Genomic DNA, 25,536 nt, shown 5'->3' on the forward strand with positions numbered 1-25,536 from the left:
GTGCTTCTTGGTTGCTCGCGCGGTTCCCCCGCGCCCCTGAGACGGCCCTGCGGGCCGATCCGCGGGCGTGGCCCAGGTGCCCCAGCCGCGTCCGCCCGCCGTACTCAGCTGCGGGCAGTCGTGCCGCTGGGGCGGCACGGGTGGGCGCAGCGGCACCCGGCGAGCGCCGGTGGCCGGTGAGCGCCGGTGGCCGGTGAGCGCCGGTGGCCGGTGAGCGAAACCCGCCCCCGCCCAGCCCCCGCCTCGGCGGCACTGTCAATCGGCTGACGGCATCTGCGCCCTCAGAAGCGCCGGCAGACGTGTCGTGCGGGGCTTGGCGGGGACCTCGGCGACCGCGCGGGGCAAGGCCTGCTCCACGCCATGGACGACGGACAGGTGCCGCTCGGCACGACCGAAGGCCGTGTAGACCCAGGGCCGGGTCAGCGCCTGTGCCGCGTCGCCCGGCAGCACCACGACCGCGGCCGGCCACCGGTGTCCCACGGCCTGGTGCGCGGTCAGGGCCCACCCGTGCCGCACGGTCTGCTCGACCCGCTCCTTCGGTACGACCACGGCCGCGCCCGCACACTCCAGGTGCAAGCCCTCGGCATCGGCCTTCACCACACGCCCGGGAGTCGTACGGCCCGGCGCGGGGGAGTAGGCCACGCGGTCGCCGGGGTCGAACCCGCCGAAGCGGCCCGGCCCGGGGTTCAGTCGCTCCTTGAGCGCCGTGTTGAGCGCGCGCGTCCCGGCCGCGCCACCATGCCCGGGGGTGATCACCTGCACCTGCTCGGCGGGGATCCCGAACGCCCTCGGCACCGAGTCCACGACCAGCTGCGCGGTGCGGTGCACCGCCTCACCGGCGTCCCGCACCGGCACGATCACGACCTCCTTGCCGGGCGCGTCGATCTGGTTGAGCTCACCGATCCCGATCCCGGAGACCAGTTCGCCGATGGGCCCCGGGTCGGGCGTGCGCGAGGCGACCTGGGGGCAGGCGCGGGCGGCGAGCAGATCCGCGAAGACCCGCCCCGGCCCGGCGGACCACAGCACCCCCGGATCGCCGCTGAGCACCAACCGGGCTCCGTCGGGCAGCGACTCGGCGACCAGGGCGGCGGTCTCGACGTCCAACTGGGGCGCGTCCAGGACCACGAGGAGGTCGAGGTCGAGCGCACCGTCCGCATCCCGGCCGGGCCCCTCGGCGCCGGACAGCAGCCCGGCGAGGGTCGTCACGGCGGCGTCGCCTTCCTCGGCGGTGCCCAGCTGGGACGCGAACCGTCGCCTCCCGTCCGCGCTGTGCGCCGCCGCGTACGCCCGCAAGCCGAGCGCCCGCGCGGCAGCGACCAGCGCCGCCGGTTCGGCGAGGGCCGCCTCGCCGCCGGTGTGCAGCACGAGCCCGTGCCCGGCGACGGTGCGGATCAGCTCCGCTGCGGAGCGCGGTGCCGATGCGGCCGCCGAGGACCAGTCCGTCGGGTCCTCCTTGGGCAGGGAGTTCACGACGCGGGCGAGTCCGTCGGCGAGGCTCTCCTCGGCGAGGGCGTAACGCTCCAGGCCGATGAGGACGCGTACCGGACGCTCCTCCTCCGCCTCACCCGCCTCGGTGTCCGTGCTGGTGGCCGCGGCGGCGGGCGGGGCGTTGTCGAGCGCGTCCTGGAAGACCAGGGCTTCGCCCTCGGCGACCGTGCTCTGGACGGCCTCGTCGGGGTCGGGCACGGACCGCTGGGCGAGTGCGGCGGCCAGCGCCGGGGCCTCCAGCGCGGTGTGCCCGGCGACGGCCGCCTGCTCCAGCAGCCACACCGTGACGGCCCGGCCCCGCCGCTCGTCGTCCGGGCCGCACTCCGCACCGAGCAGCGCCCGCGCGAACCCGTCGGCCTGCTCCGGCCACACCCCGGGAACCCGCAGCAACTGCCAGGGATCCTCGCGCAGTCGAGTGCCCGCACCCTCGCCGAGCGCCTCGGCGACCTGCGCCACCAGCGCCTCCGGAGCGCCGCCCTCGGTCAGCATCGCGCGCACCGCCTCGACGGTCTCGCCCGAGGGAGCCACCGCACCTGCTCCGGGCGCCACGGGCTGCGGTCGCCGCACCGGCTCCGGCGCGGGTCGGCGCGGCGCGGGCTCCGCCTCGCTGAAAACGGCCGCCGGGGGCTTCTGTCCGCCCTCCACGGCCCGCACGGCGGCCAGCAGATCGGCGGCCGTCCCGCTGAGCTTGGTCCCGCTCGCGATCGGCGCCCCCTTCTCCGCCTTGCGCCGCTCGATCCGCTCCCGCTCCAACCGCTGAGCCGCCAACTCGGCCTGCGCCTCGGACACATCGGCCGCGACTTCGGCGCCGCCGGTGTCAGTGCTCGCCGTCGAGTCGCCGTCCGCTGTCGAGTCGCTGTTGCCTGCCGTCGAGTCACCGTCCGCCGCCGGGTTGTCTCCGCTCGCCTCGCGTTCGCCACCGGCGCGATCGGACGTGTCTCCCGGCTCGTCCTCGCCGTCCTCGTTCCCCGCGGCGGACTCGCTTCCAGCCGTGTCGACGGCGCTCTCCTCGGCGCTCTCCTCCGCGTCCTCGGACGCCGTCGTGGAAGCGGCCTCCCGGTCGTCGGGTGTGCCCTCGGCCGCGGGAGTCCCGTCGGTGGGGGCCCCGTCGCCCCGTCCCCCCGGCTCGTCCGTCCCCGTGGTCGCGGGCTCCGTGCTCACAGCGTGCTCCAGTCGTGATCGGGATAGCGGTGCACGGGCGCCGACACGTCGTCGAGGGCCCGGCAGATCTCGTCAGGAAGACTAAGGGTCTCCACTGACAATGCCCCCGTGAGCTGCAGCGCGTTGCGCGCCCCGATGATGGGCGCCGCCACGCCGGGCCGGTCGCGCACCCAGGCGAGGGCCACCTGGAGCGGGGTCACGGCGAGGCCGTCCGCCGCGGTCTGCACGGCGTCCACGATGCCGGTCGCCGTCTCGTCGAGGTACGGCGCGACGAACGGGGCCATGTGCTCCGAGCCGCCCCGCGAGTCCGGGGGTGTGATGTGGCGGTACTTGGCGGTCAGCACCCCGCGGCCCAGCGGCGAGGACGGGAGCAGACCGACGCCCAGGTCCAGTGCGGCGGGCAGCACCTCGCGCTCGACGCCACGTTGCAACAGGGAGTACTCCATCTGCGTACTGGCCAGGCGGGTGCGTATTCCGGGGGCCGCGAGCTGCCAGGTGGCCGCCTTCGCGAGCTGCCAGCCGCAGAAGTTGGACACCCCGGCGTAACGGGCCCGGCCGCTGCTCACGGCCAGGTCGAGGGCCTGGAGCGTTTCGTCCAGCGGGGTCTCGGGGTCGAAGGCGTGGATGTGCCAGAGGTCGACGTAGTCCGTGCCGAGGCGGGCGAGGGAGGCGTCCAGGGCGGTGAGCAGATGGCCCCGGGAGCCGTCGAAACGGCGGTCCGGGTCCGGGACGCTGCCGGCCTTCGTGGAGATGATCAGATCGCGGCGGGGCACGAGCCCGTCCATCAGCTGTCCGAGCAGGTATTCGGCCTCGCCGTCCCCGTACACGTCCGCCGTGTCGACGAGGGTGCCGCCCGCCTCCCAGAACACCTTCAACATGTCCGCGGCGTCATGCTCGTCCGTGTCGCGCCCCCACGTCAGGGTGCCGAGCCCGATCCGGGACACACGCAGGCCGGTACGGCCGAGATGCCTCTGCTCCATGGACGCCGACATTACTGGCCGGAGTTCGCCACGTGGGGCCCTGTGGACAACCGATTTCCCCGGGGCGCGTTCGTTGTCCGCGGCTGAGTGGGGGTTGATCGCGCAGTTCCCCGCGCCCCTTAAAAGCATGGGGCGAGCCCGGAGTCTTTCAGGGGCGCGGGGAACTGCGCGACCAGCCCCTACTCAGCCGCACCCGTCCAACAACCTCAGCCTCCCGAGCTCCCCACCTCCCCCAGCGGAGCGTAGGGGTAGGGTCTGCGCGACAAGGACGTTACTGATCGGTAAGGGGAAGGCTGGTCTATATGAAGCTCGGGATCAACCTCGGCTACTGGGGCGCCGGAATGGACGCGGACAATCTGGCCGTCGCCCAGGAGGCCGACCGGCTGGGATACGCCGTGTGCTGGGCCGCCGAGGCCTACGGCTCGGACGCGGCGACGGTGCTCAGCTGGGTCGCAGCCAAGACCGACCGTATCGACGTGGGCTCGGCCATCTTCCAGATTCCGGCCCGCCAGCCCGCGATGACCGCGATGACCGCCGCGACGCTGGACTCGCTCTCCGGCGGCCGCTTCCGGCTGGGTCTCGGTGTCTCCGGGCCGCAGGTCTCCGAGGGCTGGTACGGGGTCAAGTTCGACAAGCCGCTGGCCCGCACCCGCGAGTACGTGGAGATCGTCCGCAAGGCGATGACCCGCGAGCGTCTGTCGCACGACGGCGAGCACTGGACGCTGCCGCTCCCCGGCGGCCCCGGCAAGCCGCTGAAGCTGACCGTGCACCCGACCCGCGAGCACATCCCGCTGTACATCGCCGCGATCGGCCCGAAGAACCTGGAGCAGACCGGCGAGATCGCCGACGGCGCGCTGCTGATCTTCCCGTCGGCCGCGCACCTGGAGGACACGGCCGTCACGTACCTGCGGGCGGGCCGGGAGAAGGCGGGCAAGACCCTCGACGGGTTCGACGTCTGCCCGACGCTGCCCATCGCCGTCGGCGGCGACAAGGACGTGGCGACGCTCGCCGACACCTTCCGTCCGTACACCGCGCTGTACGTGGGCGGCATGGGCAGCCGCAAGCAGAACTTCTACAACCAGCTCGCCCGGCGCATGGGGTACGAGAAGGAGGCCGCCGAGATCCAGGACAAGTACCTGGCCGGTGACAAGGCCGGTGCCGCGGCCGCCATCCCGCACGAGCTGATCGACCAGACGACGCTGCTCGGTTCCGTGGAGCGCATCGCCGACCGGATGAAGGCCTACGCCGAGGCCGGGGTCACCACTCTCACCCTCGCCCCGGCGGGCTTCACCCTGGACGAGCGGATCGCCTCGCTCCGGGCCGGCTCGGAGGCCATGGAGCACGCCGGGCTCGCGTAACCCGAACGGCGGAACGGACAAGTACTACGGCCGTGGTGGGGGCTCGGGGGTCTTCCCCGCCACGGCCGTCACCGGGGACAACGCGGCAGGGGCCCGCTCGGTTACGCGACTTCGCCACTCCGGTGTCCTTCGTTCGGCGGATTTGTCCGACACAGCTGTTGCCTGGCTCCTGGTACCCCATTTGACTCGTTTTCTGCGGGAACCCTGCAGAGAGGTGCCTCAGATGCTTTCGGCCAAGAGTCTGTTCCAGGAAATCGTCGACAGCGACGAGTCGTTCCGACTGTTCTGCTCCATCGCCGCCAGCGGGGAGACGCAAGGCGGCTGGGAGAACGCGCGCATCGCCGCGCTCGTCCCGCGGAGCGAGCGCGCACTCGCACCCAAGATCACCCGCCATGGCGCCGACGAGGACAAGCACGGGCGGATCTTCAACGCCCTCATGAAGAAGCGCGGACTCCAGCCCGTGGAGGTTCCGCCCGAGACCGACTACACCCTGCTCCTGGAGCGCCACGGCATCGGCCTCGCGCACGAGAAGCTGAAGGCCGACCAGCCCCTCACGGTGCGGGACATCATCGTCTACCTGTCCCACAGCCGGGTCACCGAACAGCGTGCCGCCGACCAGATGGTGATGCTCCGCAAGCACTTCGCGAACCATCCCGAGATCGGCAAGGCCGTCCGGATGATCTCCGACGACGAGGACAACCACCTCGCCTACACCCACGAGGAACTGCTGCGCTATGCGGCCGCCGGACACGGCCGCCTCATCCAGCGGACACTGCGGGAGTGCGCCCTCGCGGAGATCGGCATCTACCGGGACGTCAGCCTCGCCGTGATGGACCACATGGGGCGCATCCTGGGCTGGCCGAAGGCCAAGGCGGCCGTCCTCGCCGCGGGCATCCGCGCCATGTACGTCTACGAGCGTGCCCTCGGCTGGCGCCGCATGGTCACGCTGGAGATGCCGGAACGCCGCGACGCACTGGGCGGACCGGCGACGGCGGCCCCCGAGGTCGCCTGAGGCACCTGACGCATCCGCACGCGCGCGCGGAGAACCCGTACGCGTCCACGCGCGCGTGCGGCATCACATGAGGCGGTACGGAAGAGGGCTACAGCCAGCCCCGGCGCTTGAAGAGCCGGTACACCAGGATCTCCGTCACGGCCATCAGCGCCATCAGCGCCGGGTACGACCACACCCAGCGGAGTTCGGGCATGTGCTCGAAGTTCATGCCGTAGACGCCTGCGGCCATGGTGGGGATCGCGGCCATGGCGGCCCAGGCGGAGATCTTCCGCATGTCGTCGTTCTGGCGGACGCTCATCTGGGCCAGGTGCGCGGAGAGAATGTCGGAGACCAGCCGGTCCAGGCCCTCGACGGACTCGTTGACGCGGGTGAGGTGGTCGTTGACGTCACGGAAGAAGGGCTGGGCCTTCTCGTCCACGAAGGGCACCGCGGCGGTGTCGCCCGCGCCCGAGAGCCGGACGAGCGGAGCGGTGAGGGGGCCGGTGGCCCGGCGGAACTCCAGGACCTGGCGCTTGAAGGTGTAGATCCGGGACGCCGTGTTCCGTGAGCCGCCGACGTCGGGGGAGAAGACCTCCGCCTCCAGCTCCTCCAGGTCGGTCTGGAGCTCGGTCGCCACGTCCAGGTAGTGGTCGACGGCGGCGTCGGCGATCGCGTACAACACGGACGTGGGCCCCTTGCCGAGCAGTTCGGGCTCCCGCTCCAGACGGCGGCGTACGACGCTCAGGGGTGAGCCCTCGCCGTGGCGGACGGTCACGACGAAGGCGTGGCCGAGGAAGACCATCACCTCGCCCGTGGTCACCGTGTCGCCGGCCGGCTCGTACACGACCGGCTTGGTGACCATGAACAGCGAGTCGTCGTACACCTCCAGCTTGGGCCGCTGATGGGCCTTCAGGGCGTCCTCGACGGCCAGCGGATGCAGCGCGAACTCCTGGGTGACCAGGGCGAACTCCTTCTCCGTCGGCTCATGCAGGCCGATCCACACGAAGCCGCCCGAGGCACGGGCGGCGGCCAGGGCGTCCGAGAGGTCGTCGGGGCCCTCGGTGCGGTGGCCGTCGTGGTAGACGGCACAGTCGACGATCAAGGGAGGTTCCTTTCTCCGGTCTCCGGGAGCGTCCTTCCGCCGCCCGGCGCGGTACCGCGCCCCAAAGGGGCGCGGGGCTCTGCCGATATGCGGCTTGGCCGCGTGGGCGCGACCGGCCCCCACCGGCCCGCAGGTTCATCACTGTGCCTCCGGCGGAGCGCCTACGCTGGGCCGCATGCCCACGTTGATCCTTGTCCGGCACGGACGTTCCACCGCCAACACCGATGGAGTGCTCGCCGGGTGGACGCCCGGCGTCGCACTCGACGAGCGGGGCGCCGCGCAGGCCGCGGCGCTGCCCGGCCGCCTCGCCGGTCTGCCGATCGCCGAGGTCGTGACCAGCCCGCTCCAGCGCTGCCAGGAAACGATTCGCCCGCTCCTGGACACCCGGCCCGAACTCAGTCCGCACACCGACGAACGCATCGGCGAGTGCCACTACGGCGACTGGTCCGGCCGCAAGCTCGCCGAGCTGAAGGACGAACCGCTGATGGAGGTCGTACAGACATATCCGACGGCGGTCGAGTTCCCCGGCGGGGAGTCGATGCGGGCCATGCAGCACCGGGCCGCCGAGGCGGTACGGGAGTGGAACGCGCGCGTGGAGCGCGAGCACGGGGCCGACGCCGTGTATCTGATGTGCTCGCACGGCGACGTCATCAAGTCGCTCGTCGCGGACGCACTCGGACTTCATCTGGACCTCTTCCAGCGGATCTCTGTCGAACCGTGTTCCATCACCGCGATCCGTTACACACGACTCAGGCCGTTTCTCGTTCGCCTGGGCGACACCGGGGATTTCTCGTCCCTGGCGCCGCGCGAGGAGCCCCCGAGCGGTGACGCGACCATCGGGGGTGGTGCGGGGGCACCGTGATCGTCAACCGCAGTAGGGTGAAGCGGTCGCGGCGGCACTGAACAGTCAGCAGCCGACGCGGCCGGCCCCGACGTCGATTCCAATGGAGACAGGACGTGTCCCGTCAGGTGTTCCTCTACGACCCCCCGGACCGCTTCGTGGCCGGTACGGTCGGGCTGCCCGGGCGCCGGACCTTCTTCCTGCAGGCCTCCTCAGGGCAGCGTGTCACCAGCGTGGCCCTGGAGAAGACCCAGGTCGCCGCGCTCGCCGAGCGCATGGACGAGCTGCTCGACGAGGTCGTGCGGCGCAGTGGCGGCAGCGCCGCGGTGCCGGCCGTCGCGCCCACCGAGGTGTCGGACACGGCGCCGCTCGAAACCCCCGTCGAGGAGGAGTTCCGGGTCGGCACCATGGCGCTGGCCTGGGACGGTGACGAAGAGCGCATGATCGTCGAGGCCCAGGCCCTGGTCGAGCTGGACGCCGACACCGAGGAGGACCTGGCCGAGGCGGAGGAGCGGATGCTCCAGGACGAGGAGAACGGCCCGCCGATGCTCCGCGTCCGCCTCACCGGCGCGCAGGCCCGGGCCTTCGCCAAGCGCGCCCTCGACGTCGTCAACGCGGGGCGGCCGCCGTGCCCGCTGTGCAGCCTGCCGCTCGATCCGGAGGGACATGTATGCCCGCGCCAGAACGGATACCGGCGCGGGGCGTGACCTCCTCCGCCGAGTCGTCGTCGCCCGCCCAGCCGTCGATCGAGCCGTTGGCCGAACTGCTGGCCGAGGGTGAGCTGACCGTGCGCGGGCGGGTGCGGGAGGCGTCCAACGCGGTGCTGTACTGCACGGTCTCGTACGAGGGACGGGAGGCCGCCTGCGTCTACAAGCCCGTCGCCGGGGAGCGGCCCCTGTGGGACTTCCCCGACGGGACGCTCGCACAACGGGAGGTCGCCACGTACGAGGTGTCCGAGGCGACCGGGTGGGGGCTCGTGCCGCCCACCGTGCTGCGGGACGGGCCGTACGGGGAGGGCATGTGCCAGCTGTGGATCGAGGGCGTGCCCGGGTCCGAGCTGCTGGCCCTCGTGGACGGCGAGGAGGCCGGGGAGGGCTGGAAGGCGGTCGGGTTCGCGGAGGTCGGGGACGGGAAGACCGCGCTCCTCGTCCACGCCGACGATCAGCGGCTGCGGCGGCTCGCCGTGCTCGACGCGGTCGTCAACAACGCCGACCGCAAGGGCGGGCATCTGCTGCCGGCCGCCGAGGGGCGGTTGTACGGCATCGACCACGGGGTGACCTTCAACGTCGAGAACAAGCTGCGGACGTTGTTGTGGGGGTGGGCCGGGGAGCCGCTCACGGATGAGGCCGTCGAGGTGCTGGGACGGCTCAGGGATGCGCTCGGTGAGGGCGGGGCGCTGGCGGCGAAGCTGTCGGCCTTGATCACTTCGGCCGAGCTGGACGCCACGAGAGAGCGGGTTGCCGAGCTGCTGAAGACCGGCCGGCACCCGGAGCCGAGCGGCGACTGGCCGGCGATCCCGTGGCCGCCGGTCTGAGGGCACCCCTTGCCGGGGCCGACCGGGGGCGGGTTCCGCTGCTCGGCGGTGACGAGGCGCCGCTGCGCCCACCCGTGCCGCCCCAGCGGCACGATTGCCCGCAGTCGGGGCGGCCAGGACGGCTGGGGGCGCGCCCCGTCAGGGCGCGGGGAACTGCGCGCCGCAAAACAGGACGTACCCCCGTGTGGACAGGCGCCCGGCTTAGCGCCGTGGCGATCGGGTTAGGCTCATGACATGCATGCCTGGCCCGCTTCTGAGGTCCCCGCCCTGCCTGGCAAGGGCCGCGACCTTCGGATCCACGACACCGCGACCGATGGGCTCGTCACACTCGACCCCGGTCCCGTCGCCCGTATCTACGTCTGCGGTATCACCCCGTACGACGCGACCCACATCGGTCACGCGGCGACCTACAACGCGTTCGACCTCGTACAGCGCGTGTGGCTCGACACCAAGCGGCAGGTTCACTACGTCCAGAACGTGACGGACGTCGACGACCCACTGCTGGAGCGAGCGCAGCGCGACGGCATCGACTGGGTGGCCCTCGCCGAGAAGGAGACCGCCCTCTTCCGTGAGGACATGACCGCCCTGCGGATGCTGCCGCCGCGCCATTACATCGGCGCGGTCGAGGCCATCCCCGGGATCGTCCCGCTCGTCGAGCGGCTCAGGGACTCCGGTGCCGCGTACGAGCTCGAAGGGGACATCTACTTCTCCGTCGAGTCCGACCCCGACTTCGGCAAGGTGTCACGTCTCGACGCCGCCGCGATGCGAGTGCTGTCCGCCGAACGCGGCGGGGACCCGGACCGGGCGGGGAAGAAGAACCCGCTCGACCCGATGCTCTGGATGGCCGCCCGGGAGGGCGAGCCCAGCTGGGACGGCGGCTCCCTCGGGCGCGGCCGGCCCGGGTGGCACATCGAGTGCGTCGCCATCGCCCTCGACCACCTGGGCATGGGCTTCGACGTGCAGGGCGGCGGCTCCGACCTCGCCTTCCCGCACCACGAGATGGGCGCCTCGCACGCGCAGGCGCTGACCGGCGAGTTCCCCATGGCCAAGGCGTACGTCCACGCCGGCATGGTGGCGCTGCACGGCGAGAAGATGTCGAAGTCCAAGGGCAACCTGGTCTTCGTCTCCAAGCTGCGCCGCGACGGGGTCGACCCGGCCGCGATACGTCTCGCGCTCCTCGCGCACCACTACCGGGCGGACTGGGAGTGGACCGACCAGGTGCTGGAGGACGCCGTCGCACGGCTCGACCGGTGGCGCGCCGCCGTCTCCCGGCCCGACGGACCGTCCGCCGAGGCGCTCGTCGAGGAGATCCGCGAGGCTCTCACGAACGACCTGGACGCGCCGACCGCGCTCGCCGCGGTCGACCGCTGGGCCGTGCTCCAGCAGGAGCAGGGCGGTACGGACGAGGGCGCACCCGGCGTCGTCACGCGTTCCGTGGACGCCCTGCTCGGCGTGGCCCTGTGAATCAACTGAAGTAACGGAACCAACTGAAGTAACCAACTGAACTAGCCAACTGAAGTAACGACTCTGCACAGGCGTCGCCGGCGTCACACGTGTCAGACGGCAAGACTGCAGAGGGGCGCTTTCTCCGGCCGGAGAAAGCGCCCCTTCGCCTTGTGACCGCGACTTGGCGTTTCCTCGGCCCGGGGTCATCGGCCGGCTGTATCCGGCCGGAAGGTGTTCCGGGGCTGTCAAGGCGCTGTCGGTCGCTTGTCGAGGGCTGCGGGGCCGGGCGGCATGTGATGAGGTGACAGACGTCAGTTGAAAGCCGGACCGGCCAGCTGCCGGTCCCTTCGTGGAAGGGACGAACAGTGGCACCCCCGCAATCATCCCCCGTTCGTCACATCAGTCGGCGAAGACTGCTCACGACCTCGGCCGCCACCGCGGGCGCGCTGCTCGTCGGGTCCTCGGCCGCGACCGCCTCGGCGACCGGGGACACCTGGCCCGACGTCATCCCGCTGCCCAACGGTTTCCGCCCCGAGGGCATCACCATCGGCGGCCCGTACGCCTACCTGGGCTCCCTCGGCGACGGCTCGATCTACCGTGCCGACCTGCGCACAGGAAAGGGCGGCATCATCTCCGCGGGCCCCGGCACGCCCTCCGTCGGGCTCAAACTCGACGACCGGGGGCGGCTGTTCGTCGCCGGACGCGGTCAGGGTGCCCGCGTGGTGGACGTGCGCACCGGCGAGATCCTCGCGTCGTACACGCTCACCATGAAGGCGCCGACCTTCGCCAACGACGTCTTCCTCACCCCGCGCGCCGCCTGGTTCACCGACTCGTTCCAGCCCGCCCTGTACGCCCTGCCGCTCGGCCACGACGGCCGGCTGCCGGGCCCGGACGAGATCGTCACGGTCAATCTGCGCGGCGACTGGATCCAGACCCCCGGCGAGGTCGTCAACGGCAACGGCATCACCAGCACCCCCGACGGCAAGGCCCTCCTGGTCGTCCAGTCCGGTGCCGGCGGCCTCCACCGGGTCGACGTAAGGACCGGATTCACCAAGCTCGTCGACCTCGGCGACGCGGCGCCCCTCACCAACGGCGACGGCCTGCTGCTCCTCGGCCGGCGCCTCTACGTCGTCCAGAACCGCCAGAACGCGATCGACGTGTTCCAGCTCGCCGACGACGGCCGCAGCGGCATCTTCGAGGGCCGCCTCACGGACGCCGACTTCGACGTCCCGACGACGGTCGCGGCCCACAAGAACCGCCTCTACCTGCCCAACGCCCGCTTCACGACGACCCCGACCCCGGACACGCCGTACGCGGTCGTGTCGGTGAAACGCTCAGTGTTCGGGTAGACGCCTGTGCCGTCCCCGCGCTCCATTCAGGGGCGCGGGGCTGTGTCGATGTGCGGCTCCGCCGCGTGGGCGCGACCAGCCACGATGTGTCCGCGGTGTCCGCGCAGCGTCTCGCGCGCAACCGCCGGTCTCAGTCGTCCGACGAATCCTCGTCCTCAGCCTCAGCCTCAGCCTCAGCCTCGGGCCGCGGCGGCTTGGGCGGCCGGGACCGCCCGCTGGGGTTGTCCTTCGGATTCCACGCACCGGTCCCCGTGTCACCCCCGTCAGCCGTGGCATGCCCCCCGGCTGAACCGGCGGAGCCAGGCCCACCGTCGCGCCGCCTGAGATACCGCTCGAACTCACGAGCGATCGCCTCACCCGACGCCTCGGGCAGCTCCGCGGTGTCCCGCGCCTCCTCCAGCGTCTGGACGTACTCGGCGACCTCGCTGTCCTCCGCGGCCAGCTGGTCCACGCCCACCTGCCAGGCGCGCGCGTCCTCGGGCAGCTCGCCCAGCGGGATGCGCACGTCGATCAGGTCCTCCAGCCGGTTCAGGAGGGCCAGGGTCGCCTTCGGGTTCGGCGGCTGCGACACGTAGTGCGGCACCGCGGCCCAGAGCGAGACCGCCGGGACGCCCGCGTGTGTGCACGCCTCCTGGAGGATGCCGACGATGCCCGTGGGGCCCTCGTACTTGGTCTCCTCCAGATCCATCCGCTGCGCCAGGTCCGGGTCGGACGTGACACCGCTGACCGGCACCGGACGCGTGTGCGGGGTGTCACCGAGCAGCGCGCCCATGATGACCACCAGCTCCACACCCAGCTCGTGGGCGAAGCCCAGCAGCTCGTTGCAGAACGAGCGCCAGCGCATCGACGGTTCGATGCCTCGGACGAGTACGAGATCACGGGGCTTGTCGCCGCCGACCCTGACCACCGACAACCTTGTCGTCGGCCAGGTGATCTTCCGTACGCCGCCGTCCAGCCACACCGTGGGACGGTTCACCTGGAAGTCGTAGTAGTCCTCGGCGTCCAGCGCCGCGAACACCTCGCCCTTCCATTCCTTGTCCAGGTGCGCGACCGCGGTGGAGGCGGCGTCGCCGGCGTCGTTCCAGCCTTCGAACGCGGCCACCATCACTGGGTCGATCAGCTCGGGAACCCCCTCCAGCTCGATCACCCAGCGCCTCCTTCCGATGTGCCCTCGCGTACGCCCCAACCTTACGGCGTGCCGAGGGGGCCTCCGCAGCCCCCTCGCACGGGGGAGTGAACGGATCAATGCCCCGATCGCACGGACGAAACACTCGTGGGCGCCCGAGGCCGCAAGTGATCAACTTCTCACAACGTCGACCGCAGCCACTGCTCCACGCTCGCGATGTGCACCGTGGCCCACGAGCGCGCGGCGTCCGCGTCGCGGTCGCGCAGGGCGGCGAGGATGGCGCGGTGTTCGTGCAGGGTGCGGCTGACGGCGTCCTCCTGGGTCAGGCCGCGCCAGATACGGGCCCGGGTGGTCGGGCCCGACAGACCGTCAAGAAGCGAGCAGAGCACGGAGTTTCCGGAGCTCTGCACGATGCCCTTGTGGAACTCCAGGTCGCAGGCGACCAGCTCCTCCACCGACGGCTCGGTGCCCAGCTTGTCCAACTGTGCGCCCAGCGCGTCCAGTTGCTGCTCGCTGATGCGCAGGGCGGCCATCGCCGTCGCCGCCGGTTCGAGTATGCGGCGTACGGCCAGGAACTCCAGGACCGTGTCGTCGCGGTGGAAGTCGACGACGAAACTCATCGCCTCAAGGAGGAGTTGGGGGTCCAGGCTGGTGACATAGGTGCCGTCGCCCTGCCGCACGTCCAGGATGCGGATCAGCGACAGGGCGCGTACCGCCTCGCGCAGGGAGTTGCGGGACAGCCCGAGATCGGCGGCCAGCTCACTCTCTTTGGGGAGCCGGTCGCCGGGGCGCAGCGCGCCCGAGACGATCATGTCCTTGATCTTCTCGATCGCCTCGTCGGTGACTGCCATGCGGGGCCCTCCCTGTCGTTCAGACATCCGATGTCTCTGGCCATTATGGCGGCTCCATCAGGCCAAAGCCTCCAGGTCGGCCGAGGCCGCGGCCTCGTCGAGCGTAGTGAGGACGCGATCGCGCATCAGCACCCTCCCCTCGCCGACCGTGTCACGTACGTCCGCCGAGTGGGCCGCGTAGGCGACGGTGGACCACGTGCACCAGCTCCTGGAGGGTGACGTCGTCAGCGCGGCCCCGCAGAAGGATCATGTCCATACGGTGCCCCGATGGTGCGGTGCGCCCACCTCGTTGCCTCACGGGCCCCTGCTCCTGGAGGAGTTCGTCTCCGGGGAGACCGAGCCCGGAGACCTGACCTTCGACGGACTGGTGGACGCGGCAGGACGGGTGCACGAGGTGGGTGTCGCCGTCATGGACGTCGAGGGCACCGTCTACCAGGGCGCCACCGTCGGCCCCGGTGTCGTGCCGGAACCGCTCAGCGAGACCGTGGCGCGCTTCGGCAGGGCCGTGGGGGAGCGGATCGCCGCGAGCGGGTACCGGGGATGGTTCGACGTCGACTTCGTGACCGGCTCCGACGGCCGCCCGGCACCCACCGAGATCAACCTCCGGATGACGGGACCTTCCGTCGCCTTCATGGTCAAGGCGCGGCTCGACGAGATCCGAGGGGGCGACCACCTCGTCCGCACCGTCGACCACGTCCCGCTCGGCGCCCGGCTGCCCGGCCCCGAACTGTCCGTCTTCCTACGGGAGACGACGAGGCGGTGCGGCGGGATCGACGCCGTCCTGCTGCCCTCGGGTATGCAGAAGGGGCGGCTCCACCACCGAATTCGGTGCGGAGCCGCCCCTGCTGTGCGGTGCCGGTTCCGGTCAGGGGGAGGGGCCGGCACCGAGACCCGGTTACTTCTTGTCGAGCAGGTCCTGGGTCTTCGCACGGATGTCGTCCGTCGCGAGCCCTCGTATCGTCAGTGTCGTCCGGCGGCGCAGCACGTCGTCGGCCGTCTCGGCCCACTCGGTGTCGCGGGCGTAGACGACCTGCGCCCAGATCTCGGGGGCGTCGGGGTGCACGCGCTCGCCCAGCTCGGGGTTCTCGTTGGCGAGGCGGGCGATGTCGAAGGCCAGCGAACCGTAGTGCGTGGCCAGGTGCCGCGCGGTGTCGGCACCCATGCGGGGACCGGGAGCCGGACGGTCGACGAGGAGCCGGTGGGCGACCGCACGAGGGTTGGCGACACCCGGCAGCGGCAGCCTCTTCGGCAGCGTGGAGACCGGCTCGAAGTCCTCACCCAGCGGCTGCCCCGGCAGCGTCTGAAGCTTCTTCATGATCGTGCGGCCGATGTGCCGGAAGGTCGTCCACTTGCCGCCCGCGACGGACAGCATGCCGCTCCGGCCCTCGGTGACGACCGTCTCGCGCTTGGCCTTGGCGGTGTCGCCGGGGCCGCCCGGCAGCACCCGCAGACCGGCGAAGGCGTAGGTGATCAGGTCACGGTCGAGCTGCTGGTCCCGGATCGAGAACGCGGCCTCGTCCAGGATCTGGGCTATGTCCTTGTCGTTGACCGCGACGTCCGCCGGGTCACCCTCATACATCTCGTCGGTCGTGCCGAGGAGCAGCATGTCCTCCCAGGGAAGGGCGAAGGTGATGCGGTACTTGTCGATCGGGGTGGCGAGCGCGGCCTTCCACGGAGACGTCCGCTTCAGCACCAGGTGCGCGCCCTTGGACAGCCGGATGGAGGGGGCCGCGTTCGGGTTCTCCATCCTGCGCAGGTGGTCGACCCACGGGCCGGTCGCGTTGAGCACCAGCCGGGCGCTGACGCCGAACTCGTCGCCGGAGAGCCGGTCGCGCAGCTCGGCACCGGTGACCCGGCCCTTGGTGAAGCGCAGCCCGGTGACCTCGGCGTGGTTGAGGACGACGGCACCGGACTCGACGGCCGCGCGGACCGTCATCAGCGCCATCCGGGAGTCGTTCATCTGGTCGTCGCCGTAGACGGCCACGGCCTTGAGGTTGTCGGTGCGCAGCTCGGGCACGTCCTGCGCCGCCTTGGCGGGGGAGAGCAGGTGGCCGACGCCGTCACCGAAAGCCGAGAGCGCGGAGTAGGCGAAGACGCCCGCCCCGAGCTTCGCCGCGCCGTGCGGCCCGCCCTTGTACACGGGGAGGTAGAACGTGAGCGGGTTCGCCAGGTGGGGGGCCACCTGGCGGGAGACCGCACGGCGCTCGAAGTGGTTCTCCGCCACCAGCTTCACCGCGCCGGTCTGCAGGTAGCGCAGACCGCCGTGGAGCAGCTTGGAGGAGGCGGAGGAGGTGGCGCCGGCGAAGTCACCGGCGTCGACCAGCGCCACCCTGAGCCCGGACTGCGCGGCGTGCCAGGCGGTGGAGATGCCCAGGATGCCGCCGCCGATCACGAGAAGGTCGTACGACGCCTTGGAGAGCTGCTCCCGGGTCTCGGCACGGCTCGGGTTCGAGCCGGACGCCGGGCGCGTCCCCAGGGCAGGCAGGGTCAGCAGGGTGGACTGACTGGTCATGTCGGGTTCTTACTCCTCATCAGAGCCGGTTCGGAGCGGGCGTCCGAACTTTTCTCAGCTCTCGTCAGTGCTCGTCTTCGAGCCAGCCCATGGTCCGCTCGACGGCCTTGAGCCAGCTCTTGTACTCACGGTCGCGGGCGTCCGCGTCCATGCGGGGGGTCCACTCGGCGGCCCGCCGCCAGTTGGCGCGCAGGTCGTCGGTGTTGGTCCAGAAGCCGACGGCGAGACCGGCGGCGTAGGCGGCACCGAGGCAGGTCGTCTCGGCGACCATCGGGCGCACCACGGGGGCGTCCAGGAAGTCCGAGAGCGTCTGCATCAGCAGGTTGTTGGAGGTCATGCCGCCGTCGACCTTGAGAGCCGCGAGCTCGACGCCCGAGTCCTTGGTCATGGCGTCCGTGATCTCACGGGTCTGCCAGGCGGTGGCCTCCAGGACGGCGCGCGCGAGGTGCGCCTTGGTGACGTAGCGGGTGAGACCGGCGATCACACCGCGGGCGTCGGAGCGCCAGTACGGGGCGAACAGACCGGAGAAGGCGGGCACGAAGTACGCGCCGCCGTTGTCCTCGACCGAGAGCGCGAGCGTCTCGATCTCGGCGGCGGTGGAGATGAGACCCATCTGGTCGCGCATCCACTGCACCAGCGAACCGGTGACGGCGATCGAGCCCTCCAGCGCGTAGACCGGCTTCTGGTCGCCGATCCGGTAGCCGACCGTGGTCAGCAGGCCGCTGTAGGAGTTGATGATCTTCTCGCCGGTGTTCATCAGCATGAACGTGCCGGTGCCGTACGTGGACTTGGCCTCGCCCTCGGCGAAACAGGTCTGGCCGAACAGGGCCGCCTGCTGGTCGCCGAGCGCGGACGCGACCGGGATGCCGCCGAGCAGGTCACCGAGCTTGCCGCCGGTGATCTCGCCGTAGACCTCGGCGGAGGAGCGGATCTCCGGGAGCATCGACAGCGGGACGCCGATGGACTCGGCGATCTTCTCGTCCCACTCCAGGGTGTGCAGGTTCATCAGGAGGGTGCGGGAGGCGTTGGTGACGTCGGTGACGTGGTGGCCGCCGTTGACACCACCGGTCAGGTTCCAGATGACCCAGCTGTCCATGGTGCCGAAGAGGATGTCGCCGGCCTCGGCGCGCTCGCGCAGGCCCTCGACGTTGTCCAGCAGCCAGCGGGCCTTCGGACCGGCGAAGTACGAGGCCAGCGGCAGGCCGGTCTCGCGGCGGAAGCGGTCCTGGCCGACGTTGCGGCCGAGCTCCTTGCAGAGCGCGTCGGTGCGGGTGTCCTGCCAGACGATGGCGTTGTGGACGGGCTCACCGGTGTTCTTGTCCCAGAGCAGCGTGGTCTCGCGCTGGTTGGTGATGCCGATGGCCTTGATGTCGTCGCGCGTGATGCCGGCCTTCTCGATGGCCCCGGCGACGACCTCCTCGACGTTCGTCCAGATCTCGGTGGCGTTGTGCTCGACCCAGCCCGGCTTCGGGAAGATCTGCTCGTGCTCCTTCTGGTCGACGGAGACGATGCGCCCGTCGCGGTCGAAGACGATGCAGCGGCTGGAGGTGGTGCCCTGGTCGATGGCGGCGATGAATGGGCCGGCGGTGTGGGCGTCGGTCACGGTGTGCTCCTGAAAGTTCACTGGTCAAAGGGCTGTACGTACGGCGCGTGCTGAGCGTTTCGTGGAACTGCGGCTCGGGTGTGCTCTTAAGCAAATGCGACGTTGTAGATACCTGCAGCGATGGCGGCGCCGATCAGGGGACCCACCACCGGGATCCAGGCATAGCCCCAGTCGGAGCCGCCCTTGTTGGGCAGGGGCAGAAGGGCGTGGACGATACGCGGACCGAGGTCACGGGCCGGGTTGATCGCGTAACCGGTCGGGCCGCCGAGGGACAGACCGATGGAGACCACGACGAGCGCGGTGATCAGGGCGCCGAGAGTGCCGAGACCCTTGCCCTCGCCGTTCAGGCCCTGGGTGAGGATCGCCAGGACCAGGACCACGGTGCCGATGACCTCCGTGGCGATGTTCTGCGCCACGTTCCGGATCTCGGGGCCGGTGGAGAAGATACCGAGCACGGGGCCGGCGCCGGCCTCGCGGGCCTCGACGGCCTTGGCCTTGGTGGTCTCCGCGCCCGGACCGCCGACGATCTCCCGGTCGGTGAGGTGGGCGTGGAACTGGCCGTAGTAGGCGACCCAGACCAGAGCGGCACCGATCATCGCGCCGAGCACCTGGCCGGCCCAGTAGGTGGGGACCTGGCTCCACTCGATGCCGTTGTCCTTCAGCGCGAGCGCGAGGGTCACGGCCGGGTTCAGGTGGGCGCCGGAGAGCGGCGCGGAGGTGTAGACGGCCGTCAGAACGGCGAAACCCCACCCGAAGGTGATGGCGAGCCAACCGGCGTTACGGGCCTTGGAGGCCTTCAGCGTGACGGCGGCGCACACGCCACCGCCCAGCAGGATGAGTATGGCGGTACCGATGGTCTCGCCGATGAAGATGTCGGAGCTGGACACCCGCGACTCCTTTGTCCTTCGTCCAGGGGAAAGAGTTCGGCCCTTGGCGTTGTCACACTCTAGCGCGTATTGCCGGTAGGTGTTCGACAATGCCGACCGATGGACGGGAGTCTCACCGGGGGGTCAGTGGGTCGTCAAGGGCCCGGTTGTTGAAAACACCACCGTTGTTGGTTGTTGTTGGTTATTGATCCCGGGGCGGGTGCGGCATGTGTGCCCCTGTGGGCATGAGATGCGGAGAGGGCCGGGACACCGTGGTGTCCCGGCCCTCTCGGGTCGATCGTCGAGGTCGTACCTCTGACTCGTACCTCTCGTACGTCTGGCTCGTACGTCCAGCTCGTACGGCGGTCAGAACCGCCCGGCGCCCAGGTCCCGGGACACCGCGCGGGCGCAGTCCCGTACGGCCGCGATCAGCTCGGGGCGCAGCTCGCCCTCGCGGCACAGGCGCTCCACGGCGCCGGTGATGCCGACCGCGCCGACGGGCATGCGCCGCCGGTCGTGGATGGGGGCGGCGATGGACGCGACGCCCTCCCAGGTCTCCTCGACGTCGGCCGCGTACCCGCGCGCGCGGGTGATGTCCAGGACGCCTTCGAACTCGTCCGGCGTGCAGACGGTCCGGTCGGTGAACGCCTTGCGCTCGCCCTCCAGGACCTCGCTGTGCGCCACGGGGTCGTATGCCGCGAGGACCTTGCCCAGGGCCGTGGAGTGCAGAGGCTGCATGGCCCCGATCTCCAGGACCTGCCGGCTGTCGTCGGGCCGGAACACGTGGTGCACGATCAGCACGCCCTGCTGGTGCAGCACCCCCAGATGGACGCTCTCGCCGCTGGAGCGGGCCAGGTCGTCCGTCCACACCAGGGCGCGGGCCCGCAGTTCGTGGACATCGAGATACGTGGTCCCGAGCCGCAGCAGCTCGGCCCCCAGCTGGTAGCGCCCGGATGCGTCGTCCTGCTCGACGAAGCCCTCCTGCTGGAGCGTGCGCAGTATGCCGTGGGCCGTGCCCTTGGCGAGGCCCAGCGACGAGGCGATGTCGGACAGGCCGAGCCGTCGCTCGCCGCCCGCGAGGAGCCGCAGCATCGCGGCCGCCCGTTCGAGCGACTGGATGTTCCGTGCCATCGCCGTCCTGCCTCCGTCCCCTTCGACCGCCGTACGCCGATGAGCTACCAACGTTCGGCAATGTCGAACACTACCGGTCGTTGCCGACCTCTCGCCAATGGCCGTCAACAGCTTTTGGGCCACAATCACCGCGCGGTGAACTTCTCGTGCCTGTCCGGTGCCCGCCCCGTGTCCATCAGGACTCCATCAGGACTCCATCGGGCGATCGTGTGATCGTGGGGCGTACATCGTGGGGTGTACATACCGTGCGGGTCCGCTGTTCCGTCGTTGATCCGTCGTCGGAGTAAACCGCACCTTGCCGCGCACGCCACGTCCGTCCGTCCCGTGGACGCCCCTGACCATCAGCGGCGCTCCGGGCTACCCTTGCCGGGTGCGTCTTCCACGAGAAGCCGCAAAGCCGACAGCCGTCGCACTCCAGGGAGCAGCTCCATGGCCTCGTTGCCGAACCCGTCCCCTACGTCCGCCGCCGCAGGCCGGGCCCGAGCCGACGCACTGCGCGAGGCCCTCACCACCCGGGTGGTGGTGGCCGACGGCGCGATGGGCACGATGCTTCAGGCCCAGGACCCGACTCTGGAGGACTTCCTGCAGCTGGAGGGCTGCAACGAGGTCCTGAACGTGACCCGCCCGGACATCGTCCGCTCGGTGCACTCCGCGTATTTCGACGCGGGTGTCGACTGCGTCGAGACCAACACCTTCGGTGCGAACCTCACCGCCCTCGGCGAGTACGACATCCCCGAGCGCACCGCCGAGCTGTCCGAGGCCGGCGCCCGCATCGCCCGCGAGACGGCCGACGAGTACGCCGCCCGCGACGGACGCCGGCGCTGGGTGCTCGGCTCGATCGGCCCCGGCACCAAACTCCCCACCCTCGGCCACACCACGTTCACCGCCATCCGTGACGCGTACCAGCAGAACGCCGAGGGCCTCCTCGCGGGCGGCGCCGACGCGCTGCTGGTGGAGACCACCCAGGACCTGCTGCAGACCAAGGCCTCCGTCCTCGCCGCCCGCCGGGCCATGCGGACGGCCGGATACGACGTCCCGCTCATCGTGTCGGTGACCGTGGAGACGACCGGCACCATGCTGCTCGGCTCCGAGATCGGCGCCGCGCTGACCGCGCTGGAGCCCCTCGGCATCGACATGATCGGCCTGAACTGCGCGACCGGCCCCGCCGAGATGAGCGAGCACCTGCGCTATCTGGCCCGGCACTCCCGCGTCCAGCTGTCCTGCATGCCCAACGCGGGCCTGCCGGTCCTCACCAAGGACGGCGCCCACTACCCGCTCACCGCGCCGGAACTCGCCGACGCCCAGGAGAACTTCGTCCGCGAGTACGGCCTCTCCCTCATCGGCGGCTGCTGCGGCACCACCCCCGAGCATCTGCGTCAGGTCGTCGAGCGCGTCCGGGACCTCACCCCGACCGAGCGCGACCCGCGCCCGGAGCCCGGCGCCGCCTCCCTCTACCAGACGGTCCCGTTCCGCCAGGACACCTCGTACATGGCCATCGGCGAGCGGACGAACGCCAACGGCTCGAAGAAGTTCCGCGATGCCATGCTGGAGGGCCGCTGGGACGACTGTGTGGAGATGGCCCGCGACCAGATCCGCGAGGGCGCCCACATGCTCGACCTCTGTGTCGACTACGTGGGCCGCGACGGCGTCGCCGACATGGCCGAACTCGCGGGCCGCTTCGCCACCGCCTCCACGCTCCCGATCGTCCTCGACTCCACCGAAGTGCCCGTCATCCAGGCCGGGTTGGAGAAGCTCGGCGGCCGCGCGGTCATCAACTCCGTCAACTACGAGGACGGCGACGGCCCCGAGTCCCGCTTCGCCAAGGTCACCAGGCTGGCGCAGGAGCACGGCGCCGCGCTGATCGCGCTGACCATCGACGAGGAGGGCCAGGCCCGCACCCCTGAGAAGAAGGTCGAGATCGCCGAACGGCTCATCGACGACCTGACCGGCAACTGGGGCATCCACGAGTCGGACATCCTCATCGACACGCTGACCTTCACCATCTGTACCGGTCAGGAGGAGTCCCGCAAGGACGGCATCGCCACGATCGAGGCGATCCGTGAGCTGAAGCGCCGTCACCCGGACGTCCAGACCACCCTGGGTCTGTCGAACATCTCCTTCGGCCTCAACCCGGCCGCCCGCATCCTCCTCAACTCCGTCTTCCTGGACGAGTGCGTGAAGGCGGGCCTGGACTCGGCGATCGTGCACGCGTCGAAGATCCTGCCGATCGCCCGCTTCAGCGAGGAGGAGGTCCAGACCGCCCTCGACCTCATCCACGACCGCCGCGCCGAGGGCTACGACCCGCTCCAGAAGCTCATGGAGCTGTTCGAGGGCGCCACCACCAAGTCACTGAAGGCCGGTCGGGCCGAGGAACTGGCCGCCCTCCCGCTGGAGGAGCGCCTCAAGCGCCGCATCATCGACGGCGAGAAGAACGGCCTCGAAGCCGACCTGGACGCCGCCCTCGAGGACCGCCCCGCCCTCGACATCGTCAACGAGACGCTCCTGGACGGCATGAAGGTCGTCGGCGAGCTGTTCGGCTCCGGCCAGATGCAGTTGCCGTTCGTGCTCCAGTCCGCCGAGGTCATGAAGACCGCGGTGGCCTATCTGGAACCGCACATGGAGAAGACCGACGACGAGGGCAAGGGCACCATCGTGCTGGCCACCGTCCGTGGCGACGTGCACGACATCGGCAAGAACCTCGTGGACATCATCCTGTCCAACAACGGCTACACCGTGGTCAACCTCGGCATCAAGCAGCCCGTCTCCGCGATCCTGGAGGCCGCCGAGGAGCACCGCGCCGACGTCATCGGCATGTCGGGCCTGCTGGTCAAGTCCACGGTGATCATGAAGGAGAACCTGGAGGAGCTCAACCAGCGCAAACTGGCCGCCGACTACCCCGTCATCCTCGGCGGCGCCGCCCTCACCAGGGCCTACGTCGAGCAGGACCTGCACGAGATCTACGAGGGCGAGGTCCGCTACGCCCGCGACGCCTTCGAGGGCCTGCGCCTCATGGACGCCCTCATCGGCGTCAAGCGCGGCGTGCCCGGCGCGAAGCTGCCCGAGCTGAAGCAGCGCCGGGTACGGGCGACGGCCGCGACCACCGAGGTCGAGGAGCGCCCGGAGGAGGGCCACGTCCGCTCCGACGTGGCCACCGACAACCCCGTCCCCACGCCCCCGTTCCGGGGCACGCGCGTCATCAAGGGCATCCAGCTCAAGGAGTACGCGACCTGGCTGGACGAGGGCGCCCTCTTCAAGGGCCAGTGGGGGCTCAAGCAGGCCCGCACCGGCGACGGGCCGACGTACGAGGAGCTCGTGGAGACCGAGGGCCGGCCCCGGCTGCGCGGGCTGCTGGACAAGCTGCAGACCGAGAACCTGCTCGAAGCGGCCGTCGTCTACGGCTACTTCCCGTGTGTCTCCAAGGACGACGACCTGATCATCCTGGACGACGACGGCAACGAGCGGACCCGGTTCTCCTTCCCGCGCCAGCGCCGCGGCCGCCGCCTGTGCCTGGCCGACTTCTTCCGCCCGGAGGAGTCCGGTGAGACCGACGTCGTCGGCCTCCAGGTTGTCACCGTCGGCTCCCGCATCGGCGAGGAGACCGCCAAGCTCTTCGAGTCCAACTCCTACCGCGACTACCTCGAACTCCACGGCCTGTCCGTGCAGCTGGCCGAGGCGCTCGCCGAGTACTGGCACGCCCGCGTCCGTTCCGAGCTGGGCTTCGCCGGAGAGGACCCGGCCGCGATCGAGGAGATGTTCGACCTGAAGTACCGGGGCGCCCGCTTCTCCCTCGGCTACGGCGCCTGCCCCAACCTGGAGGACCGCGCCAAGATCGCGGAACTGCTGGAGCCCGAGCGGATCGGCGTCCAGCTCTCCGAGGAATTCCAGCTCCACCCCGAGCAGTCCACGGACGCCATCGTGATCCACCACCCCGAGGCGAAGTACTTCAACGCGAGGTAGCTCCACGGCGGCGCTCGCTGGGAGGGCCGTGTCCGTCTGCGGGTACGTGGGCGGCTGGGCGCGCCCACGCGGCGGAGCCGCATATCGAGCGCAGCCCCGCGCCCCTCACGGGGCGCGGCACCACTCCGGCGAAAGGCGCTTCCTCGCGCGGCGTCGTACACTGGTCGGTCCACCGCAGGCCGGTTCCCCATCAGGGAACCGGCCTGCTCGTCCCACAAGGAGGTGCGCCGGATGACCACGACGATCCCCGCGCTAGGAACCCGTACGGCCGAAGGCTCCGCCCTGCAGGCCGTGCTCCTCGACATGGACGGCACTCTGGTGGACACCGAGGGCTTCTGGTGGGACGTGGAGGTCGAGGTCTTCGCGGGCCTCGGGCACACCCTCGACGACACCTGGCGCCATGTCGTGGTCGGCGGCCCGATGAGCCGCAGCGCGGGCTTCCTGATCGAGGCCACCGGCGCCGACATCACCCTCGCCGAACTGTCCGTGCTGCTCAACGACGGCTTCGAGGCCCGCATCGGCCACGCCCTGCCGTTGATGCCCGGCGCCTCCAGACTCCTCGCCGAGCTCGCCGCCCACGGTGTCCCCACGGCCCTGGTCTCCGCCTCGCACCGGCGCATCATCGACCGCGTCCTGACCTCCCTCGGCCCCCAGCACTTCGCGCTGACCATCGCGGGCGACGAGGTGGAGCGGACCAAGCCGTTCCCCGACCCCTACCTCCTGGCGGCCTCCGGTCTCGGCGCGGATCCGGCCAGGTGCGCGGTCATCGAGGACACCGCGACCGGCGTGGCCGCCGCCGAGGCCGCCGGCTGCCACGTGGTCGCCGTCCCGTCCGTGGCCCCCATCGCCCCCGCCGCCCGGCGCACCGTCGTGACCTCGCTGGAAGAGGTCGACCTGCCATTTCTGCGCGGCTTGATGGCGACCACGATCAATTGAAAGCGCAAGGAATTCCAAGATCACCCACAGGGTGCGGTCCGGGAAATTCAGCCGGATCGCAATGAGGGAATTCCCGCGCCCGGGAACCCCTTTCGGGCTGTGACGTTTGACACTCGAAAAGGGGCCCGGGGTGGTCTCCAGCCCCGTTCGATCCCCGCATTCAGGGGTGCCCGACGCGCCTTTGTGTCCCCATTGGCGAAGGGTGCACCCAAACATTCCGTGCGTACTACACCGTTTGCGTCCGCGCCCGGTTCCGCAGCGTGAGGGGAACTCAACTCCGGTGTGTACGAGCCCCTCTGGCGGT

Annotated in this window: 18 protein-coding genes and 1 pseudogene; 9 read left to right on the forward strand and 10 right to left on the reverse strand. The window is 70.8% G+C overall.

Annotation, left to right across the window (positions count from 1 at the left end):
• Window positions 1–255: 255 nt before the first annotated feature.
• Both JIX56_RS37345 and JIX56_RS37350 read right to left on the reverse strand, forming a co-directional pair.
• Window positions 256–2,649 (reverse strand): helix-hairpin-helix domain-containing protein, encoded by a 2,394-nt coding sequence (locus tag JIX56_RS37345; RefSeq protein WP_257547266.1) that lies wholly within the window; start codon window positions 2,647–2,649, stop codon window positions 256–258.
• A complete protein-coding gene (locus tag JIX56_RS37350; RefSeq protein ID WP_257547268.1) occupies window positions 2,646–3,629 on the reverse strand; it encodes an aldo/keto reductase in 984 nt (327 codons plus the stop codon). Before JIX56_RS37350 ends, JIX56_RS37345 begins: the two co-directional genes overlap by 4 nt.
• 302 nt (window positions 3,630–3,931) lie before the next feature.
• Here JIX56_RS37350 and JIX56_RS37355 point away from each other — a divergent pair, with 302 nt between their 5' ends.
• Entirely contained in the window at window positions 3,932–4,987 is a 1,056-nt protein-coding gene (locus JIX56_RS37355) for an LLM class F420-dependent oxidoreductase (RefSeq protein ID WP_257547269.1), read from the forward strand.
• Window positions 4,988–5,210: 223 nt separating this feature from the next.
• On the forward strand, window positions 5,211–5,999 hold the full coding sequence (locus JIX56_RS37360; RefSeq protein WP_257547271.1) for a ferritin-like domain-containing protein: 789 nt from the start codon (window positions 5,211–5,213) through the stop codon (window positions 5,997–5,999).
• Between the two features lie 88 nt (window positions 6,000–6,087).
• On the opposite strand, the gene corA is transcribed toward JIX56_RS37360, so the two are convergent.
• Window positions 6,088–7,080 (reverse strand): magnesium/cobalt transporter CorA, encoded by a 993-nt coding sequence (corA, locus tag JIX56_RS37365; RefSeq protein WP_257547273.1) that lies wholly within the window; start codon window positions 7,078–7,080, stop codon window positions 6,088–6,090.
• Window positions 7,081–7,255: 175 nt separating this feature from the next.
• On the opposite strand from corA, the gene JIX56_RS37370 reads away from it, so the two are divergent.
• The 5 genes from JIX56_RS37370 to JIX56_RS37390 all read left to right on the forward strand — a co-directional run bounded on the left by JIX56_RS37370 (window position 7,256) and on the right by JIX56_RS37390 (window position 12,250).
• A complete protein-coding gene (locus tag JIX56_RS37370; protein WP_257547275.1) occupies window positions 7,256–7,942 on the forward strand; it encodes a histidine phosphatase family protein in 687 nt (228 codons plus the stop codon).
• 95 nt (window positions 7,943–8,037) lie between these two features.
• Window positions 8,038–8,628 carry a DUF3090 domain-containing protein gene (locus JIX56_RS37375; protein ID WP_257547277.1) on the forward strand — a complete coding sequence of 197 codons (591 nt, stop codon included), beginning with the start codon at window positions 8,038–8,040 and terminating at the stop codon, window positions 8,626–8,628.
• Complete coding sequence (locus tag JIX56_RS37380; protein ID WP_257547278.1) at window positions 8,592–9,455, forward strand: SCO1664 family protein; 864 nt, start codon at window positions 8,592–8,594, stop codon at window positions 9,453–9,455. The genes JIX56_RS37375 and JIX56_RS37380 overlap by 37 nt, the downstream gene beginning before the upstream one ends.
• A gap of 234 nt (window positions 9,456–9,689) precedes the next feature.
• Window positions 9,690–10,919: a cysteine--1-D-myo-inosityl 2-amino-2-deoxy-alpha-D-glucopyranoside ligase gene (gene mshC / locus JIX56_RS37385; RefSeq protein WP_257547280.1), complete on the forward strand. Its 1,230-nt coding sequence runs from the start codon at window positions 9,690–9,692 to the stop codon at window positions 10,917–10,919.
• 347 nt (window positions 10,920–11,266) lie between these two features.
• Window positions 11,267–12,250, forward strand: a complete 984-nt coding sequence (locus JIX56_RS37390) for a superoxide dismutase (protein WP_257547282.1) — start codon at window positions 11,267–11,269, stop codon at window positions 12,248–12,250.
• A gap of 130 nt (window positions 12,251–12,380) precedes the next feature.
• Here JIX56_RS37390 and JIX56_RS37395 read toward each other — a convergent pair whose 3' ends face one another.
• From JIX56_RS37395 to JIX56_RS37425, 7 genes and pseudogenes are all read right to left on the reverse strand, one after another.
• A complete protein-coding gene (locus JIX56_RS37395; RefSeq protein ID WP_257547284.1) occupies window positions 12,381–13,397 on the reverse strand; it encodes a PAC2 family protein in 1,017 nt (338 codons plus the stop codon).
• A gap of 158 nt (window positions 13,398–13,555) precedes the next feature.
• Complete coding sequence (locus JIX56_RS37400) at window positions 13,556–14,227, reverse strand: FadR/GntR family transcriptional regulator (protein WP_257547286.1); 672 nt, start codon at window positions 14,225–14,227, stop codon at window positions 13,556–13,558.
• 57 nt (window positions 14,228–14,284) lie between these two features.
• Window positions 14,285–14,422, reverse strand: a pseudogene (locus JIX56_RS37405) (amidohydrolase); the annotation flags it as partial.
• A gap of 700 nt (window positions 14,423–15,122) precedes the next feature.
• Window positions 15,123–16,739 carry a glycerol-3-phosphate dehydrogenase/oxidase gene (locus JIX56_RS37410; RefSeq protein ID WP_257547288.1) on the reverse strand — a complete coding sequence of 539 codons (1,617 nt, stop codon included), beginning with the start codon at window positions 16,737–16,739 and terminating at the stop codon, window positions 15,123–15,125.
• A 64-nt stretch (window positions 16,740–16,803) separates the two neighbouring features.
• Entirely contained in the window at window positions 16,804–18,342 is a 1,539-nt protein-coding gene (gene glpK, locus JIX56_RS37415) for a glycerol kinase GlpK (protein WP_257547290.1), read from the reverse strand.
• Between the two features lie 86 nt (window positions 18,343–18,428).
• Window positions 18,429–19,229 carry an MIP/aquaporin family protein gene (locus JIX56_RS37420; RefSeq protein ID WP_257547292.1) on the reverse strand — a complete coding sequence of 267 codons (801 nt, stop codon included), beginning with the start codon at window positions 19,227–19,229 and terminating at the stop codon, window positions 18,429–18,431.
• A gap of 345 nt (window positions 19,230–19,574) precedes the next feature.
• A complete protein-coding gene (locus tag JIX56_RS37425; protein ID WP_257547294.1) occupies window positions 19,575–20,339 on the reverse strand; it encodes an IclR family transcriptional regulator in 765 nt (254 codons plus the stop codon).
• Window positions 20,340–20,768: 429 nt separating this feature from the next.
• Between JIX56_RS37425 and metH the strand changes: the two genes are divergently transcribed.
• Window positions 20,769–24,296, forward strand: a complete 3,528-nt coding sequence (gene metH, locus JIX56_RS37430; protein WP_257547296.1) for a methionine synthase — start codon at window positions 20,769–20,771, stop codon at window positions 24,294–24,296.
• A 231-nt stretch (window positions 24,297–24,527) separates the two neighbouring features.
• Window positions 24,528–25,232: an HAD family hydrolase gene (locus JIX56_RS37435; protein ID WP_257547298.1), complete on the forward strand. Its 705-nt coding sequence runs from the start codon at window positions 24,528–24,530 to the stop codon at window positions 25,230–25,232.
• Window positions 25,233–25,536: the final 304 nt, after the last annotated feature.

Origin of the sequence: Streptomyces sp. CA-210063, from assembly GCF_024612015.1 — a bacterium.
In the GTDB taxonomy this organism is placed as follows: domain Bacteria; phylum Actinomycetota; class Actinomycetes; order Streptomycetales; family Streptomycetaceae; genus Streptomyces.